Here is a 16,767-nt window from a genome sequence, read left to right as displayed (position 1 = left end):
GTCCGTCAGGCCGACGGCGGAAGGGTGCCCGCCGCCTCCCGGTCGAACAGCGGGGCCAGCAGATCACCGAGGCCGGCCAGCCGCGGCGGCAGGTCTGCGGGAACGAACGCCATCTCCCGTGCCGTCCGGCACTCCGCCACCTCCTCCCACGTCACCGGCGCCGACACCCCCGGTTCCGTGCGCGCCCGCACGGTGTAGGGCGCCGCCGTCGTCTTCCGGGCGGCGTTCTGGCTCCAGTCCACGAAAACCTTCCCCGGCCGCAGGCTCCGCGTCATCCGGTGCACCACCAGCTCCGGCAGCGCCCGCTCCGCCTCGACCGCCAGCGCCTTCGCGTACTCCGACACCCGCTCCGACGACGCCCCGCGCACCCCGGCCAGCAGATGCAGCCCCTTCGCCCCGGAGGTCTTCGCGTACGCCGCGATCCCGTCCCCGGCCAGCCGCTCCCGCAGCCACAGGGCGACCTCGCAGCAGTCCACGACGGTCGCGGGCGGCCCCGGGTCCAGGTCGAACACCAGCCGGTCGGCCTCGCCGGGCTCGGCCGCGACCCACTGGTGCGTGTGGAACTCGGCCACCTGGTTCGCCGCCCACATCAGGCTCGGCAGGTCCTGCACCAGCACCATCCGGGCCGGGCCCTCCGACCTCGGCACCTCGGCCGTGGTGACCCAGTCGGGCGTACCCGGCGGCACGTTCTTGGTGAAGAAGAGCTGCCCGTCCGGCCCGTCCGGATACCGCAGGAAGGACACCGGCCGATCCCGCAGATGGGGCAGCAGCACGTCGGCGACGGTCGCGTAGTAGTGCAGCAGCTCGGCCTTGGTGAAGCCGGACGCGGGGTACAGCACCTTGTCCAGGTTGCTGAGGGCCACCCGCCGCCCCTCCACCTCCGTGATGGGCGCCATACGATGAGAATCTCACGAAAACGGTACGAACCGCCCGGCGTGGTCCTCGCCCGAAAGGTGCTGCACGTGCGATCCATCTGGAATGGCGCCATCTCGTTCGGCCTGGTCAGCATCCCGATCAAGCTGGTGAACGCGACCGAGAACCACGCGGTCTCCTTCCGCCAGATCCACACGGAGGACGGCGGCCGCATCCGCTACCGCAAGGTCTGCGAGCTGGAGGACCGCGAGGTCTCCCAGGCGGAGATCGGCAAGGGCTACGAGGACGCGGACGGCTCGATCGTCCCGATCACCGACGAGGACCTGTCCGCCCTGCCGATCCCGACCGCGCGGACCATCGAGATCGTGGCCTTCGTGCCGGAGGACCGGATCGACCCGCTCCAGATGAGTTCCGCGTACTACCTCGCCGCGAGCGGCGCCCCGGCCGCGAAGCCGTACACGCTGCTGCGCGAGGCACTCAAGCGCAGCAACCGGGTCGCCATCGCCAAGTACGCGCTGCGGGGCCGCGAGCGGCTCGGCATGCTGCGCGTGGTGGACGACGCGATCGCCATGCACGGCCTGCTCTGGCCGGACGAGGTCCGCGCCCCCGAGGGCGTCGCCCCGGACACCGACGTCACCGTGCGCGACCAGGAGCTGGACCTCGCGGACGCCCTGATGGACACGCTCGGCGAGATCGACCTCAGCGAGCTGCACGACGAGTACCGGGAGGCGGTGGAGGAGGTCATCGCCGCCAAGTCGGCGGGCGAGGCCCCGCCGGAGACGCCTCGCCCGGCCACGTCCGGGAAGGTGCTGGACCTGATGGCGGCCCTGGAGAACAGCGTCCGGGCGGCCCGGGAGTCTCGCGGGGAGGGGGAGGGGGAGGGCGAGGGCGGTTCGGCCGAGGTGACCCGGCTCCCGCGGCGCGAGCCGGCCGCGTCAGGGGGCAGGAAGACGGCGCCGGGCGGCGGGGGAGGAAAGAAGACGCAGGCCGAGCCGGCCACGAGAAGCGCTACGGCCGAGGGAACGGCGGACGAGACCGGCAAGAAGAGCACGGCACGCAAGAGCACGGCGAAGAGCGCTACGGCGAAGAGTGCCACGCCGAAGAGTGCCGCGAAGGGCGCCACGGCGAAGAAGGCGTCGACCGGAAAGGCCACGGCCGGGAAGGGCACGGCCGGAAAGAGCACGGCCGGGAAGGCCACGTCCGGGAAGGCCGCGTCCGGGAAGGCCACCGGGCAAGCCGCGTCCGGAAAGGCCACCGGCGAGAAGGCTTCCGCCAGGAAGACCCCGGCGAAGAAGACGACGTCGGGCCGCCGCAGCGCCTGACCCCCCCCACGGGGTGCTGGGCCGTGCCGCGGAGCCCCTCCTCCCCGGGCGGGCCCGCTCGCCCCGCCGCGCGCAGCCCGGAGCGGGTCCGGCCCTGCCTCGCCCTGCGCCGGGAAGAGGGACCGGACACGACCTACTAGGACGTGGCCGACGCGGACGCCGAGGCGCTCGCGGCCCCGGAGGGCACCGCCCCGGACGGGCCGGCCGTGGGCAGTTCCGCCGGCGCGTCCTCCACCCGTTCCACCACGGTGTCGCCCGGCCCGCCGGAGGGGGTGCCAGGACCGGCGGTGAGCTGGGACCAGCCGGTCAGCGCGAGGACGACCGCCGCCGCGGCGCCGAGCCCCCGGGCGACCCGCCGCAACCGTGCGGGCCCGTCCAGGTCACGCCAGGCCGGCCACGGTAAGGGCTCGTCCGGCTGCCACGGTTCACCGACGCCGCCCGCCACCGCGCCCGGCCCGGCGGGGCCGTCCGGCCGCGCCACGGCCGACGCGGTCCTCCCCGGTTCCCGCTCCCGCGCGGAGGGTTCCCGGGGCGCGGAGACCCGTATGGCCTCCTCGCTGTCCATGAGGAACTTCCGCCACACGTCGTCCTCGTCCGGTGTCCCGCCCGTGCCCGCCCCGGTGCCGCTCACGTCCGCCCCTCCCGCTCACCCGGCCTGGATCATCCCACGCGGGGGACGCCCCAGGGCGGCGAAGCCGGTCCCCGCTCAGTCCGCGTCCAGCCGTACGAAGGCGATGGCGCGGCCCGCCGCGCGGTACGCCCCCTCGCTGCCGTCCACCCGCAGCCCCAGGCGGTCGCAGAGCCGGCGGGCGGTCGCGGGCCGGCGGCGGGCGTACTCCACCATCATCCGCGCCCCCGCCTCGGCGGTCAGGAAGCGGGCGGTGACCGCGTGGTGGCGGTTGCCGGACTGGACGACGGTCTTGGGCCGGCGGCGCAGGTTCCGGTACCAGTCCGCGCGCGTGCCCCGGCCGGCGGCGACCGTCCAGCTCGGTCCGGTCGGGTCGCACGCCACCACGTCCAGCACCGCCTGCCGGTGACGCCCGCTGACCCGCCCGGTGTGGTGCAGCAACAGCCGCCGCCGGCCCAGGAGGTGACCGAGCCCCGCCCGGAAGAGGAGCACGGACAGCCGGCCGCCGAGCCGCCACCGGCCGCGGCTGCCGGTCCGGGCGCGGCGGGATGCGGTGCCGGTACGCGCCATGGTCGCCTCCCAGGGCCGGGGTGCCGTCCGCCGCCCACCCTCGCACGCGACCCGCCCGCCGGGGGAGGGCCACTGGTCCCTCCCCGCGGCCCCGGAGCCCCCGTCAGCCCCCGCTCGTCGGCGTGGCCGCCGGAACCAGCGACGGCGTCGGTCCCCCGGTCCGTACGTCCAGGTCCGGCCGCGGGATGAGCACGGCGGTCGGCTCGCCCGGCCGCGGCGGAGGCGGGGTGACCCGGTCCTCGGGCAGCTTCACGGGGGCGGTCTGTCGGAAGCTGACGTCGCCGTACCGGACCAGGCCGGTCCTCTCCAGGACCGTCAGGTGGTCGAGGACGGTGTCGTTGGCCAGGTCGGCCAGCTCGCGCACCTCGGTGTTCCGGGTGGTGGCGCGGATGTCGGCGATGACCGGGAAGATCTGCCCGTGCGTCACCCCGCATGACGGCGACGGCGGTGGCGTCGAACTCCTGCCCCCGCCTGCCCGCCGCGGTCCGCACGGACCCCCGCTGCTGCGGACTCGCCTCGTCGGGCGGGATGATGCCCAGCTCGGCCGCGACCCGCCGGCACGCGGCGTCGAGCCCGGCGTGCCCGACGACGAGGTGCTCCCCGGCCGCCTGCATCGCCTTCGACGTGCCGCGTTCCATGGCCAGTTCGCCCAACGGGTACTCCCACAGCCCGGCGGCCCGCACCTTGACCACGAAGTCCCGGTCGGCCTCGGTGACCGGCCCGTACCGCGTACTGGCCACCAGCCGGTCCTGCCCGCCGTCCTTCCCCTTCCCCTCCAGACCGACCACGCCGGGAAAGGCCAGGGCGGTCAGGGCCAGCCTCAGCACACCGAACAGGACGACGGCCCCGATCCCGCTGCGGGACATGCGCACGGCGCCTCCAGGACGACGGCACGGACCGACGACTCGTACGCCAGGAGGTACGGACGCGGGCCCCCGGTCGATCAGTCCGACGCTCGCCGATCGAGCCGTCCCGACATCGATACGGTCGCCCGCCCGGCCCTCCTGCCCTCCCTGGCCTTCCGCGCCTGCCGGAAGTCGAGACAGGCCAGCGCCGCGACGGGCACGGGCACGAGCGTCGACAACAGCACCACGCGCGCCGTCCCCTCCGTGGTGACGGCGACCACCCCGACCACCAGCGCACTCCCGAGGAACCCGAGGAACTGTCGGTAGGAGGCGAAGCCGCCCGTCATCGTGGCCCGCACGGCGACGGGATCGTCCTCCTCGGCGAACGCGGCCCGCACGGCATGCGGGTCCCCGTTCCGCCGCACCTCCCGCCAGGCGAGGAACCAGCGGCACAGCGCGTAGAAGGCGACGACGCCGGTGACGATCCACCACTCGGCGGCACTGTCCGGAAGAGAGCGAGCGAGCGTCATGCGCACCACGTGCCCACGCCCGGCCGGAGCAGCCCCTTCCGCATACGACGCCCACCGGGGCCGGCGTGACCGGGCGGCACCCACCGAGACCGGTGTGACCGGGCGGCGCCTGCCGGGGCCGTGCGGCGTGGGGCGGCACCCACCGGGACCGGATCGGACCGGGTGGCCCTCCTGGGGCCGGGCGGCGGCACCCGCCGGGGCCGGCGTGACCGGGCGGCGCCTGCCGGGGCCGGACGGCGCCTGCCGAGGCCGGACGGCGCCCGCCGAGGCCGGGCAGCGTGGGGCGGTACCCGCCGGGGCGGCGTGACCGGGCGGCGCCTGCCGAGGCTGGGCGGCGTGGGGCGGCACCCACCGGGACCGGACGAGACCGGGTGGCCCTCCCGTGGCCGGGATCAGGAACCCAGCCGCTCCCGCAACGTACCGGCGAACTCCTCCGCCATCCCCAGCCGCACCCGCAACGCCTCGACCCGAGCGTCGGCCTTCTCCCGGTACGCGTCCAGCCGCTCCCGCAGGCGCTCCTGTTCCTCCCCCTCCGCCGGACGTTCACCGTCCGCCAGCCGGTCGACGATCTCCAGCAGGTCCCGCATCTCGTCCAGCGAGAAGTCCAGCGGCTTCATCCGCCGGATCACCATCAGCCGCTCGACGTCCCGCTCGGTGTACAGCCGGAAGCCCCCCTTGCTGCGCGCCGAGGGAATGACCAGGCCGACCTCCTCGTAATGACGCATGGTGCGCAGCGACAGCCCGGTCCGCTCGGCCACCTCGCCGATCCGCATGTGCCGCTCGCCGCTCATTGCCGCGCCCACTCCTCGTACACTCTCCCCTCACGTAAGGGTAGAGTTGAAGTCCCGCACCGGTCCTCGCACCGGTCTTCCCTGTCGGCAATGATGCCCGACCGGCGCCGGCACACCGGACGTCCCCTCTCCAGAAAAGACGGCATGCGCACCTCCCTGTCCAAGCCCGACTGGCTCGCCTCGCCCAAGGTGCTGCGCACCGAGGTCCTGGCGGGCCTGGTCGTGGCCCTGGCCCTGATTCCCGAGGCCATCTCCTTCTCGATCATCGCGGGCGTGGACCCGAGCATCGGCCTCTTCGCGTCCTTCACGATGGCGGTCGTCGTCTCGGTCGTCGGCGGCCGCAAGGCGATGATCTCCGCGGCCACCGGTGCGGTCGCCCTGGTCATCGCGCCCGTCAACCGCGAACACGGCTTCGGCTACCTGATCGCCACCGTCGTCCTGGCCGGTGTCTTCCAGGTGATCCTGGGCTCCCTCGGCGTGGCGAAGCTGATGCGCTTCGTCCCGCGCTCGGTGATGACGGGGTTCGTCAACGCCCTGGCCATCATGATCTTCATGGCCCAGGTGCCGAACATGCGGGACGTGCCCTGGCCGGTCTACCCGCTGATCGCCGCCGGCCTGGCCCTGCTGGTCCTCTCCCCGAGGCTCACCCGGGTGATCCCGGCCCCCCTGGTCTCCATCGTCGTCCTCACCGTCATCACGGTCGCTGCAGGCATCGCGGTCCCCACGGTCGGCGACAAGGGCGCGCTCCCCTCGTCCCTCCCCGTTCCCGGCCTCCCGGACGTCCCGTTCACCCTGGACACCCTCACCACCGTCGCCCCCTACGCCCTGGCGATGGCCCTGGTCGGCCTGATGGAATCCCTGATGACGGCCAAGCTGGTCGACGACATCACCGACACCCCGTCCTCCGAGACCCGCGAGTCCATCGGCCAGGGCATCGCCAACATCGTCACCGGCTTCTTCGGCGGCATGGGCGGCTGCGCGATGATCGGCCAGACGATGATCAACGTGAAGGTCTCGGGCGCCCGCACCCGCCTCTCCACGTTCCTGGCCGGCGCGTTCCTGATGGTCCTGTGCTTCGTCTTCGGCCCGATCGTCTCGGACATCCCCATGGCCGCCCTGGTCGCCGTCATGATCATGGTCTCGGTCGGCACGTTCGACTGGCACTCGGTCCGCCCCCGCACCCTGAAGCGCATGCCGCCGGGCGAGACGACGGTGATGGTCCTGACGGTCGTCGTCGTGGTGGCCACGGACAACCTGGCCATCGGCGTGGTGGTCGGCAGCATCACCGCGATGACCGTCTTCGCCCGCAGGGTCGCCCGCCTGGCGGCCGTCACCAGCGTCCTCGACCCCGACGGCACCCAGGTCGTCTACTCCGTCACCGGCGAACTCTTCTTCGCCTCCGCCAACGACCTGGTGACCCGGTTCGACTACAGGAACGACCCGCCGAACGTCACCATCGACCTCTCCGCCACCCACATCTGGGACGCCTCCTCGGTGGCCGCCCTGGACGCCATCGAGCGCAAGTACGCCGAACGCGGCAAGAAGGTCACGGTGACCGGCCTGAACGAACCGAGCGCGGCGATGCACAGCCGCCTGACCGGCCAACTCACAGCCAGCGATTAGGACTTACGACTGCGAGGGCGGCGGATTTCAATCCTTGACCCTTCAACATCCGCGCCCTAGCGTGAGGCGACCCCCGACGAAACGGAACCCCCTCATGCGCTTGAAGGCCCTCGCCCTCGCAGCCGTACCCGCGGCTTTCCTCGGCGTCATGGCGTCCGCCCCCTCCGCCTCGGCGTGGAGCCCCGGCAACTGCCCGGTCGGCAGCTTCTGCGTGTGGCCGGAATGGTGGTACGGCGACACGGACATCACCCCGTCCCTGGCCACCGAGACCGAGTGGACGGGCAGCGCCCCCGGCAACATCTTCTACAACAACACCTCCCACGACGTCACGATGACGTACGCCGTCGTCCAGGAGGACGGCCAGGGCCCCACCCACACGGGCTGCGTCAGCAGCATCTCGGGCAGCTACTTCACCATGCCCATGAACGTCACCGAGGTGAAGTGGCGCGAGGACGACGGCACCCCCTGCTACTGACGAACACCCCCCGCGCCCCCCGGCGAGAACGTGACCACGGGCCCGTCGGCCCACTTGCTGTCCCGCACGAGCACGAGGCCAGGGAGACCGTCACCGACCCCGACACAGTCTCCCTGGCCACCGCTGTGCCCACTGGCACGCCACACGACCGCTGGCCGTACGTGGTGGTCCGAACTCATGCTTGATACTCCTTGATGAGGCGGCGTCACTCCCACGAGCGAGCTTCTCCGCCTTAGGTGAGTGACGCACGCCATAGGCGGGTGGGCCGATGGCACGGAGGCGGGCGACCGGGCTCCGACGGACGTGTTGCCCGGCACGAAGAGAAGACGCTGCTCCGCGTCTCAGCTCGTCGGATAGCCGATCTCCGCGATGTCCTTCAGGAGGTCCGCCAGGGCGACTTCCGAGTTCAACGCGCGGACCACTTCTTCGGTCAGCGGCTGGGAAGAGAAGACGTGACGAACACCTGCCAAGTCGACCGGAACCTCGTAGTAGTCCTCAGCCCATCGCTGAAAAGCTTCCGAGCTGCGATCCACCAACAGCTGGAAGAGATATCCGGCACCGTCCGGATCCCCTGTTGCCGCATCGGGGAAGTCGATCATTCCTGCCTTCCAGTGGTCGTCGGTCGCCTCCCGCCACGTACAGGCCGTGACGAGAGGCATGCCGTCCTCATCGGAGAACGCCGGCTCCTCCGCATACGGCCGGAAGACCTCGGGAACCTCGTCGAGCACTCCGGGCCATGGCCCGTCCTCCGCATAGGGACTCATCGGCGACTCATGATCGAAACCCCGCACGTAGGCGCCCGCGGCCGAGAAGACGATCGAGTACTCGTCGCCCGCCCCGTTCCGCATCGAAGCCAACGACGCCGTCCCGGACCAGTGTTCGTCGAAGGAGTGGCGGCGGCTCCCCCACCCAGGACTCAGGACTGCCTCCAGGACGGCCAGGGAGCGGCAGTGCTCACGTAGGACCGCAATCTCGGGCAGGTGTCGAGCAACGTCATGAATGGGCACCCACCCATCCAAGCGCAGGTATCCGTTCCTGCCCGGCGGACACCGCCACAGCGGACTGCAAGTCACCGTCCACGCCCAGTCCCCAGCCCCCGGCATACCGCCGCTCCGGGCGACACCCGCCGGTGCATCTACGAAGACCCCATCCTCAGCGTCTCCGCCAAGCCGCAGGACTTTCAGGTACCTGACGAAAGGCGCCCCGGCAGGCCACGAACCTGCGCACACGGCTCCGGAGGCCGGGTGGACTGACGGCGCCCTGGGCCTCTGACCTGCGCCGGAGCCTCCTAGCCAGCCACCCGCAGCAAGATCATTACGTCCCTATTACGCAGGTGGCCTGTCAGCCCTGGGACGCGCCCCGTAAGGTCGGACGCATGATCTCGGGCAGCGACGGCGTACCGGAAAACGGCGACGAGACGGCTTTCACGGCGGAGGCTACGGCCTACGTCCTCCGGGACGCCTGCCGCGCCGCCGGCCTCGACCCGACGGGCGCCGAACTCCTCCGCCTCGGCTCGAACGCTGTGTACCGGCTGTCCTCGGCCCCGATCATCGTCCGCATCGCTCAGGACCGTACCGCCCTCCCCGAGATGGAACGCGCGGTCGGCGTCGCCCGCTGGCTGGAGGCGTCGGACTTTCCGGCCAACCGAGTGCCGCAGAACGTCCCCCAACCCACCGTCGTCGGTGGCCGCGTCGTCACCTTCTGGGAGAGCGTTCAGGACCGGGAGGAGTACGCCACGTTGGGCGAACTCGCCGACCTCCTGAAACGCCTTCACTGGCTGGAGGAGCCCGAACACCTCGGCCTGCCGTACTTCGACCCCCACGCCAAGCTGGCAGCGTCCCTGACGACCCTGGACGGCATCGCTGACCGAGACAGGGAGTTCCTGGAGGAGCGTGCGACCGAGGTGGGCAAGGTGTACGACCGCTTGGACTTCGTCCTCCCCTTCGGCCTGATCCACGGTGACGCGAACATCGGGAACGTCCTCCGCCACCGTGACGGACACGCCGTACTGATCGACCTCGACGGCTTCGCCCTGGCCCCGCGAGAGTGGGACCTCATCCTCACCGCGATGTACTACGACCGCTACGGCTGGCACTCGCAGGAGGAATACCGAACCTTCGTCCACCACTACGGCTTCGACCTCATGAACTGGCCCGGCTACGAAACCCTCGCCGACTTCCGGGAACTCATGATGGTGGCCTGGGTCGGCCACCAGGCCGCGACGAGCGAGCGCTTCGCCGCCGAGTTCGAGAAGCGCATGCGGTCCCTCAGAACGGGCGAAGGACGCGACACATGGGGCGCCTTCTGAGCGCGCGGGCTGCGCGCCCGATGAACGACTCAGCGAGCGGCCGACCGACCGGCCTCCGTAGCCACCCATAGCCGATGCTCGCGAGCCTGCTCCGCGAAGACCCGAGAGGCCGCGTTGTCCCCGGCAGCGAAGAGGTTCGAGCGGAACTCAGCCAGGTAGCTCACGCACCGCGCGGATTTCAGGTGCTCGCCGAGATCCAACGCGTCAAGGGCAACCCTGCACGCCTCCTCGACGTCGCCGGCACGAAGATGAGCGTCGGCCAGCACCATCGTGGCGAAGAAGTCACTCCGTACGTTGCCCGCGCTTCGTCGCTGCTCGACGTAGCTCACGCACCAGACGCGGCTGACTCCAGCCGCGTTCCGCTCGGAACTGTCGTAACCGCTCATGGACGGGCTCAATGGGAGACGTGGCCCTTCCCTCCTCGTACCGTGCAAGGGGAGTGGTGTGAAGTTCTGTCTCATCCGAACTTACGCGTTTTGCTGCTCCCGTTGGCAGTGGTGAACACAAATCGCCATCGCCATCGGAGCTGACAGGGGATGACGCGACACGCGAATGACCGTCATCCCCCGTCACCTCTCGTCATCTGCCCAGGTGAGCGCCGTGCCCGGAAGTCTGTTGGCACTGCGGCAGAAGGGCCGTGGGCTAGCTGACCCGAGGTGAGATGACGTGCAGACGATGACCAGGAGAGGCATCGAATGGCTGTCGGCAGCAGCCAGTGACCCGGTGATGTGCCGAGCGCGGTGGGCGGATGACCCGCGCCTCCCGCTCATGCTTCCCACGGGCCGACTCTTCGACGTGGTGTCGGTCGAACAACGCCTCGGGATGGAGACCTTCGACCAACTCACCCGCCACGACCTGCCCCACGGACCGATCATGATCGACCACAAGGCACGGAGGGTGGGTTTCTTCCTGACCTCCAACAGTTGGTACTGGTTCGCGTACTTCATCAGGCGCGAAGCCAAGAGGCCGGTCGACTACAGGTACCTGAGCAGTGACTCGGTGGTCGTGGTGCCTGGCCCGATGCCCCTCAACGGCGACCGGTACGAGTGGCTCCGTGCCCCGATCCGACGCCCGGAAGCGAACCCATGCCGCCCGATCGCCTTCGCGACCGTACTGGGGGCCTCGGCAGAACTGCTGGCCCGCGTCGACCGCTACGGAGAGAAGTTCAGTTCCCCCGCCGACGCGGTGGCCGCCTACCCGGAGGAGCCGGTCCCCGGTGCCTGACCCTTCTCACCACCTCGATGCAGCGCACTGGTCACCGCTGGACACGGACGACTGGTACGCGGCACGAAACGCGACCACAGCCCTCCGAGACGCTCTCGTACGGGCAGGCATGGACCGCGACTTCCCTTACCTGCGCGCCGACCTGAACGCCTTCGGCCACGGCCTGGTCGAGCTGGGCCGCATCTCGCCGGCCACGGCGGAGCACCTGGCCGAGTTGCTGAGACTGGCCCTGGCAAGCGCGGCCGTGCCGCACCCGTCCACTGAAGCCGACCACGAACCGGGGGAGTGACCTGATGACGGACCGGCATGGAGTCATCGCCCCTCGCGCCGAGAACCTGACAGTCGGCGTGAACTACGTCCGGGGCTGGGCAGAGGCCCGACACGGCGCCGAAAGCTTGGCCGAGCAGCTGACGGTGCTCGGGCTGGATACCGACTTTCCGGGCCTCGCAGCTGACGTGAACGTGTGGGGTGACGGCCTGGTCCGACTCGGTGCGGTACGCCCTGACGCCGCGCTACTGCTGGCACAGCTTATTGAAGCCGGCACTGCGGCACAGGAGCGCGAGGCACGCCCTCACCTCAGTGCCCGGAACTGAACGATTCGGAGCCTTCTCCTCTGTGGCTGAGCGGCCAGTGGTCTGCTGCCCGGCCGGGACCGGCGCCCCAGCGCCGCAGTCCGGACGCGCAGCAGACCACAGCGCCGTTTGGGCCATCAGCTTGGGAAGCTGCGATCATTTGCGGTTGCTTCGGGCGCTGAACTGGGCGAATGGTCGGGGCGCGGCCCCGTCGGGCTCGGCTGCATTCCCCATGATTTCCCGCTGTTCCCCGCCCATTCTGGTGCGGTTGTGGTGCGTGCGCTCGTCATCCATGCTCCGGAGCCACCTACCGCTTCTGCGCCCGATAGCGCTTCATCAGCGCAGTGATCCGTGCGTGGTCCGCATGGCCGTTGAGCTCGGCCACGAGATCGTCAGGGCACAACTCGTAGAGATCGCCCCACCATCAATGTCCTCGGTTGTCCCAGATCCGGTATCCACCCGGCACGCCCCGGGCGACGTAGCGCCTCCTGCTCACGGTCCCCGTTTCCGGCACACCCTCGTGCCGTCCCTCAGCGAGTTATCCCCGGCGCGCGACCATACGCGGGCTGTGACCAACCGGCGAGCGAGTATGCAGCTGCCGCCCCACACGCTTTCCAACTGCGGTGGTGCCTCGCAGTGCCGCGTACAGGGCCGTTCACCTGCGTTCATGAACGGCCGGTAGCTGGAGCGGCTACGGGCTTCGGTCTCCTCTGAACGGCCGTGAACGGCGCTGAACGAGACGGAAACTGAGACGGAGGGCGGGGCCGGGCTCGCTAGCATCGTTGCTGTTGAAGGGGGAGTTATGGCACTGGTCCGCAAGGGTTCACGACGAATCGTTGTCGACGGTACGGCCTACCGCTGGCGCCTGCGAGGCCGACCAACGTACTCCCAGGGGCTGGCCTGGTCGCCGTGCACGTACGCGGTCGAGCATGCGGACACCCCGGGCATGACGCTCGTGGTCACCACCGACCAGCCGCATCCGAGCAACTGGATCGGTCGCGAGGTCGAGCCTGTACTGCCATCCAGTGTTGCCGCGGCCGTTCAGCTTGCCCTGCACAGGGGGTGGACTCCGGCGGCTTCGGGCTCCGCGTTCCACCTCGACCAGTCCGCCGGCTTCACGTCCTCCTCCTGAGCGGTGTAGAGGGTGAGCACCGCTTTAGGAGTTTGATCCGGGCCCGCTCTGGCCGCGGTCGGCGACTGGAGCGACAGCCGGACAGAGGCGCTGGTGTACGCCCCCGTCCGGCTTCGTTGATGTCAGCCATGGATGTCACAGGCCTACTGATCCGTAGCTCGATAGAGAATGGTCGGTCACGGTCATACCGGCCGAAGTTGAGCCCGTAGCGACCATTGCTGAACGGTGCGTTTGCTGTGGTTGCTGTACTTCGCCGCTGTATGCAGAAGCACCCGCATGGGATCTATGCAGCCTGAGCTGAGCCGGCCGTTTGAAGTGAGGTCTTCTCCCAAGGCCTGCTCGCGATCATCCAAAGGACCGTCTCGGCAGGGGACTCCCCGGCCCTGACCGTGGTCCACGATGACGAGGATGCCCGGCTCGTGAGCGACGGCGTACACGATCCCAGCGGTGGACTCATCGGTCCTCCACCTCCAGCACGTCGTGGACTCGGACCCGTCGCTTGCCCAGCTGGCCACCATGCCACCTGGGTACGCCGCCTGGCGCTCAACTGCGGCCGATGCCTGGGTCATTGAGGAATGGACCTACTCCTCTGGCCGGTCGACCATTTCCACAGACGCCGCTGCGAGTGGGTCTCCGTCGATGAAAAGCCACTTTAACTCCGTGCTCGATTACGGCAACGCAATCGAACTCAAATTGACAGGCTCGCGTTCCTGGGCCCTCTGGAGAATCACCCGGATCTGATGTTTTAGTTGCCACATTTCGACTGGAAGGGCCTCCGCCGCAAGAACCAATTCTTCAGCTGCTTGAGGCGCAGACAAGATTGACACAGCGTTTTTGGTCACCACGGTGTGCTGATACTGGAGGGCGACATAGTGTCCGGTGGACACCCTCATAAACCCTAGGAAATCCCCATCGAACATTCCCTCATAAACTCTGTTGAATCGCTCCCATGCGGAGGGTCGCAGGTAGGGTTTTAACACCTCAAGGAGGGGGCGTTGCTCGAAATCGATCGACCCGCTGTTAATCGCGTCCACTAGATAGCGCGGCCACATGACTTTACTGCCGAGAAGATACGCCAATTCGTTCTGATTTCCGCTAGCTCGCTCCACTATCTTGCGTACTTGGTAGGCAAGGGGGCCAGATTTGTGCTCCCAATTAGCCCCCAGCGTAGCCAGCGTATTGGCTGCCCTGTAGCCGCCTGCTTCTACGTTCCTATCCACTACCCGCTCGATGAGTCTCTGGGATGCAATATCGGAACCAGCAACATTCCAGAGGGCTTCGCAAAGATCGATGCTTTCGATTTCGTCTAGTGGCTCTTCCAGTAGCTCTAGGGCTATTTTTGTCAGAGCGCGAAGAAAACGCGGAGCTTGCGCTGCTACGTCATCTGAAAGTAGACCGACTGCTAGAGATGAGCCAGGTTTGGTGAAGAGGCTGATTTCGCTTTTCGCCTGAATCTCGTCAAGCAGAACGATCAGCCTGTCTCTGAGACTCGGCCGTTCATGGAAAACCTGTCCCGCTGCTAGAAGCCATGTATTTCTCCAGTGTGCGGAATCCGCAGTTGCAGTCAATACGACACTGAGTTCCTCCGAGTCTTCCGAAACCATAGCGCGCGCCGCCATGAATTCTTGCAAGCTTCGCACATCGAATCCAACGCTATCCTGCTTGCGAGGAACCAATAGAATTAGGCGACGCATGGCTGCGTCGACCATGCGAGTCGCCAGTGCACTGCTGGCTGCGTCATCGAAGCCTTCACTTCTTAGGTGGGTTTCAATGATATTGAATAGCTCGGCACGCGACAGAGAGGCATCAGATTCTCCATCTCTCTCAGACTTCACCTGAAGGAGTAATCCGGCTCGCTCATGGAGGTAGTTAATAGCGTTTCGGTGATCATCAATTAGCCTGGCGGTTGGTCCGCTTTTACCGGCTTCACGGTTATAGATTGCCTGATAATAGTCGTAGAAAAGGCGATATCGTTGCTGGGGTACGCGTTCACGCCGCTCAAGGAGAATAGCCATGATTGTGACTTGAAGCGGAGTCGTCATCAGGCGCGCCGTCAAGTCTTCCTCTGCAGCCTCTTCCAGTCTCCGCAGTACACGTTCGGCCGTCTCTGGATCTCCTCGATGGCGTAGCTGCGCGAGTTGCGCCGCGTATGAGACGGCGTCTTCTGCTGCCATGGGTTCCAGCCGCATATGAACGTACCGCTGTGGAGAGAATTCTTCCCTGTACCCTTGTGGGCGCGACGTCGCGATAACCAAAAGGTCTGCATCTACTGACGCGGCCTCCAATAGGAAGTCGTTTACTCGCTCCATAACGGTGCCACGGGCTTGCGTAGATGCCACCTCGTCCAAACCGTCAAGAACCAAGAGCCATGGCCATGCCCGCAACCAGGAGCGCAGTTGGCCGGCGGTGATATCGGGTGTTCTCCGGCTAATCACCTCCGACAAATATCGAAGAATGCTGACAATCTCACCGCCTGCTACAGCATCAGCATATTCGCTGAGATTGATACGGATCGGCCATCTACGTGCGGCAGGAGCACTCAGACCTATCCTCTGCATCTCGTCAGTGAAGGTAGTTAAAATTTCCTTCGTCTCGTCATCTAGTCGGTCCATCGCGTCCCCAAGTAGGGTCGCTCGATAGGCTTGACATAGGATTTGCCCGACGGTTGATTTTCCTTGCCCTGGGCCGCCAATTAGTGCGATATGTCGAGGTCCATCGTAAGTCCCTCTTGAGCTCAACACTGTGTCGCCGTGGGAAATTATGTGCTTCACTACGGCGACAAATTCGTGTGTCCCGTCGGAGGTCGTGTAGGAGGCAGTAGGGTCTACCGCGAGCTCAGCCAGTGGAAGCCGCTGGTTGTCTGCTTCCCCGGCCTGCCCTAGCCTCACCCATTGATCGGTAGCCAACTCCTTACTACTGTGATTGGCGAGCAGTTCACCGAGATCTCCTACCGTTCCTTCAAAAATCTCGCGCAAGCGAAAAAGCACATCACCGGCGGTAATGAGGCCGCTATATGTTTGACGAATGGCGGGATAGATATCTAGATACCGGCAAATCTGATCGAAATGCCAAACTCGAACGTCATGGATCGGCAATTGCAACTCTTTGATCAATTCGTCTGCAATGCGCTTGAATGCGTCGATTCCTCCACTTTCGGGATCTGGCGATAGAACAACGTTCGTACAAAAGAGAAGATATTCGGGTAGGGCGCCTTTGCGGGCTCTCTTCGACTGGGGGTTTGCCCACTGCCGTAGTTCGGCGCGAACCAAGTTCAGGAACCAAGTTGTGTCATGTGTCGTACCGCGCGGCCGCTGCAAGAACTTCGCCTGCAAGACGCCGTGGCCGTTCCATGGACCCTCGGGGTCCGGAAGTGGGTACTGTAGCTCGCCGTGGAACTCTGCCTCACGCCCACCGTCCGGGCCGTCACCGAAAGCCTGAACGGCCGGACCCAAGATCCGTATCGCAAGGGCCTGCGCCAGGTGTTCGAACTCGCGGCTGCCGAGGCGCGTCAGGTCATAGTCCACAGTGGCATCATGCCGTTAGTGGCGGGTCTGCGGGGCGTGTTCACCTCATCCTCGAGGCGTTGGAGGACGATGGCGTCGGGCAGCCTGTGTCGGGTCAGCAACACACGTGGGCGGTGGAGCGGCTTTGGGCTGGAGCTGCTTTGGGGCGAGTGATCATGGCCTCGTAAGCTTCCGGCGCGTCGGGCAGTCTGTGGACCTGCCCGTTAAAGCACGACGGTGGGGCCATGATCTTACTGGCTGTTCTCTATCCGCTCGGGTGGCCGGGTGGGGTTCGAACAGGGGCCTGGTTCGGGTGAGTCGGCCGGTGCCGATGCATGGAAGAAGGGCCTCTTGGTAGCTCGCGGATGTCG

General features: G+C 67.6%; 17 protein-coding genes and 2 pseudogenes. 8 read left to right on the top strand and 11 right to left on the bottom strand.

Annotated features, from left to right (window positions below; genetic code table 11):
- Positions 1–5 precede the first annotated feature (5 nt).
- The gene (ligD, locus tag Sdagh_RS13455) at positions 6–896 is read right to left on the bottom strand and encodes a non-homologous end-joining DNA ligase (protein ID WP_189415022.1); all 891 of its coding nucleotides are present in this window, start codon (positions 894–896) and stop codon (positions 6–8) included.
- 66 nt (positions 897–962) lie between these two features.
- Here ligD and ku point away from each other — a divergent pair, with 66 nt between their 5' ends.
- Positions 963–2,195, top strand: coding sequence for a non-homologous end joining protein Ku (gene ku / locus Sdagh_RS13450; protein WP_190077687.1), 1,233 nt, complete (start codon positions 963–965; stop codon positions 2,193–2,195).
- Between the two features lie 136 nt (positions 2,196–2,331).
- Here the strand turns inward: ku and Sdagh_RS13445 are convergent, their stop codons facing one another.
- From Sdagh_RS13445 to Sdagh_RS13425, 5 genes and pseudogenes are all read right to left on the bottom strand, one after another.
- On the bottom strand, positions 2,332–2,826 hold the full coding sequence (locus Sdagh_RS13445; RefSeq protein ID WP_189415018.1) for a hypothetical protein: 495 nt from the start codon (positions 2,824–2,826) through the stop codon (positions 2,332–2,334).
- A gap of 75 nt (positions 2,827–2,901) precedes the next feature.
- Positions 2,902–3,393 (bottom strand): nitroreductase family deazaflavin-dependent oxidoreductase, encoded by a 492-nt coding sequence (locus Sdagh_RS13440; RefSeq protein ID WP_189415016.1) that lies wholly within the window; start codon positions 3,391–3,393, stop codon positions 2,902–2,904.
- A 103-nt stretch (positions 3,394–3,496) separates the two neighbouring features.
- A pseudogene (locus Sdagh_RS13435) lies at positions 3,497–4,265 on the bottom strand (DUF4142 domain-containing protein).
- A gap of 71 nt (positions 4,266–4,336) precedes the next feature.
- Complete coding sequence (locus Sdagh_RS13430; protein ID WP_190077686.1) at positions 4,337–4,768, bottom strand: hypothetical protein; 432 nt, start codon at positions 4,766–4,768, stop codon at positions 4,337–4,339.
- A 392-nt stretch (positions 4,769–5,160) separates the two neighbouring features.
- Entirely contained in the window at positions 5,161–5,559 is a 399-nt protein-coding gene (locus Sdagh_RS13425) for a MerR family transcriptional regulator (RefSeq protein WP_190077685.1), read from the bottom strand.
- A gap of 144 nt (positions 5,560–5,703) precedes the next feature.
- On the opposite strand from Sdagh_RS13425, the gene Sdagh_RS13420 reads away from it, so the two are divergent.
- Together Sdagh_RS13420 and Sdagh_RS13415 are read left to right on the top strand one after the other, a co-directional pair.
- The gene (locus Sdagh_RS13420; protein WP_190077684.1) at positions 5,704–7,182 is read left to right on the top strand and encodes a SulP family inorganic anion transporter; all 1,479 of its coding nucleotides are present in this window, start codon (positions 5,704–5,706) and stop codon (positions 7,180–7,182) included.
- A gap of 94 nt (positions 7,183–7,276) precedes the next feature.
- Entirely contained in the window at positions 7,277–7,657 is a 381-nt protein-coding gene (locus tag Sdagh_RS13415) for a hypothetical protein (protein ID WP_189415006.1), read from the top strand.
- Here the strand turns inward: Sdagh_RS13415 and Sdagh_RS13410 are convergent.
- Complete coding sequence (locus Sdagh_RS13410) at positions 7,651–7,836, bottom strand: DUF397 domain-containing protein (RefSeq protein ID WP_190077683.1); 186 nt, start codon at positions 7,834–7,836, stop codon at positions 7,651–7,653. The two genes, Sdagh_RS13415 and Sdagh_RS13410, sit on opposite strands and share 7 nt — an antisense overlap.
- A gap of 162 nt (positions 7,837–7,998) precedes the next feature.
- A complete protein-coding gene (locus tag Sdagh_RS13405) occupies positions 7,999–8,664 on the bottom strand; it encodes a hypothetical protein (RefSeq protein ID WP_190077682.1) in 666 nt (221 codons plus the stop codon).
- A 368-nt stretch (positions 8,665–9,032) separates the two neighbouring features.
- On the opposite strand from Sdagh_RS13405, the gene Sdagh_RS13400 reads away from it, so the two are divergent.
- Positions 9,033–9,965, top strand: a complete 933-nt coding sequence (locus Sdagh_RS13400) for an aminoglycoside phosphotransferase family protein (protein ID WP_190077681.1) — start codon at positions 9,033–9,035, stop codon at positions 9,963–9,965.
- A gap of 29 nt (positions 9,966–9,994) precedes the next feature.
- On the opposite strand, the gene Sdagh_RS13395 is transcribed toward Sdagh_RS13400, so the two are convergent.
- The gene (locus Sdagh_RS13395; RefSeq protein ID WP_504967629.1) at positions 9,995–10,351 is read right to left on the bottom strand and encodes a hypothetical protein; all 357 of its coding nucleotides are present in this window, start codon (positions 10,349–10,351) and stop codon (positions 9,995–9,997) included.
- A gap of 289 nt (positions 10,352–10,640) precedes the next feature.
- On the opposite strand from Sdagh_RS13395, the gene Sdagh_RS13390 reads away from it, so the two are divergent.
- Genes Sdagh_RS13390 through Sdagh_RS13380 form a run of 3 tightly spaced genes read left to right on the top strand, consistent with a single transcriptional unit; the run spans position 10,641 to position 11,782 of the window.
- Positions 10,641–11,189 carry a bifunctional DNA primase/polymerase gene (locus Sdagh_RS13390; RefSeq protein WP_190077707.1) on the top strand — a complete coding sequence of 183 codons (549 nt, stop codon included), beginning with the start codon at positions 10,641–10,643 and terminating at the stop codon, positions 11,187–11,189.
- Positions 11,182–11,478 carry a hypothetical protein gene (locus Sdagh_RS13385; protein ID WP_190077680.1) on the top strand — a complete coding sequence of 99 codons (297 nt, stop codon included), beginning with the start codon at positions 11,182–11,184 and terminating at the stop codon, positions 11,476–11,478. Before Sdagh_RS13390 ends, Sdagh_RS13385 begins: the two co-directional genes overlap by 8 nt.
- 4 nt (positions 11,479–11,482) lie before the next feature.
- Positions 11,483–11,782 (top strand): hypothetical protein, encoded by a 300-nt coding sequence (locus tag Sdagh_RS13380; protein WP_226535097.1) that lies wholly within the window; start codon positions 11,483–11,485, stop codon positions 11,780–11,782.
- A 286-nt stretch (positions 11,783–12,068) separates the two neighbouring features.
- On the opposite strand, the pseudogene Sdagh_RS13375 reads toward Sdagh_RS13380, so the two are convergent.
- A pseudogene (locus tag Sdagh_RS13375) lies at positions 12,069–12,257 on the bottom strand (hypothetical protein).
- 306 nt (positions 12,258–12,563) lie between these two features.
- Between Sdagh_RS13375 and Sdagh_RS13370 the strand changes: the two are divergent.
- Positions 12,564–12,893 carry a hypothetical protein gene (locus tag Sdagh_RS13370; RefSeq protein ID WP_190077679.1) on the top strand — a complete coding sequence of 110 codons (330 nt, stop codon included), beginning with the start codon at positions 12,564–12,566 and terminating at the stop codon, positions 12,891–12,893.
- A gap of 668 nt (positions 12,894–13,561) precedes the next feature.
- On the opposite strand, the gene Sdagh_RS13365 is transcribed toward Sdagh_RS13370, so the two are convergent.
- Positions 13,562–16,417: an NACHT domain-containing protein gene (locus Sdagh_RS13365; protein WP_190077678.1), complete on the bottom strand. Its 2,856-nt coding sequence runs from the start codon at positions 16,415–16,417 to the stop codon at positions 13,562–13,564.
- Positions 16,418–16,767: the final 350 nt, after the last annotated feature.

Origin of the sequence: Streptomyces daghestanicus (genome assembly GCF_020521275.1) — a bacterium.
GTDB classification, from domain to species: Bacteria; Actinomycetota; Actinomycetes; order Streptomycetales; family Streptomycetaceae; genus Streptomyces; species Streptomyces griseoviridis.
Note: the sequence above shows the minus strand (reverse complement) of the source record. Positions and strands in the feature narration are given on the sequence as shown.

Bases quoted from the DNA above. Each gene is read 5' to 3' on its own strand.
- Sdagh_RS13395 (WP_504967629.1), bottom strand. From the start codon at position 10,351: ATGAGCGGTTACGACAGTTCCGAGCGGAACGCGGCTGGAGTCAGCCGC.
- Sdagh_RS13370 (WP_190077679.1), top strand. From the start codon at position 12,564: ATGGCACTGGTCCGCAAGGGTTCACGACGAATCGTTGTCGACGGTACG.
- Sdagh_RS13390 (WP_190077707.1), top strand. From the start codon at position 10,641: ATGACCAGGAGAGGCATCGAATGGCTGTCGGCAGCAGCCAGTGACCCG.
- Sdagh_RS13440 (WP_189415016.1), bottom strand. From the start codon at position 3,393: ATGGCGCGTACCGGCACCGCATCCCGCCGCGCCCGGACCGGCAGCCGC.
- Sdagh_RS13415 (WP_189415006.1), top strand. From the start codon at position 7,277: ATGCGCTTGAAGGCCCTCGCCCTCGCAGCCGTACCCGCGGCTTTCCTC.
- Sdagh_RS13420 (WP_190077684.1), top strand. From the start codon at position 5,704: ATGCGCACCTCCCTGTCCAAGCCCGACTGGCTCGCCTCGCCCAAGGTG.
- Sdagh_RS13425 (WP_190077685.1), bottom strand. From the start codon at position 5,559: ATGAGCGGCGAGCGGCACATGCGGATCGGCGAGGTGGCCGAGCGGACC.
- Sdagh_RS13380 (WP_226535097.1), top strand. From the start codon at position 11,483: ATGACGGACCGGCATGGAGTCATCGCCCCTCGCGCCGAGAACCTGACA.
- Sdagh_RS13410 (WP_190077683.1), bottom strand. From the start codon at position 7,836: ATGAGTTCGGACCACCACGTACGGCCAGCGGTCGTGTGGCGTGCCAGT.
- Sdagh_RS13430 (WP_190077686.1), bottom strand. From the start codon at position 4,768: ATGACGCTCGCTCGCTCTCTTCCGGACAGTGCCGCCGAGTGGTGGATC.
- ligD (WP_189415022.1), bottom strand. From the start codon at position 896: ATGGCGCCCATCACGGAGGTGGAGGGGCGGCGGGTGGCCCTCAGCAAC.
- Sdagh_RS13400 (WP_190077681.1), top strand. From the start codon at position 9,033: ATGATCTCGGGCAGCGACGGCGTACCGGAAAACGGCGACGAGACGGCT.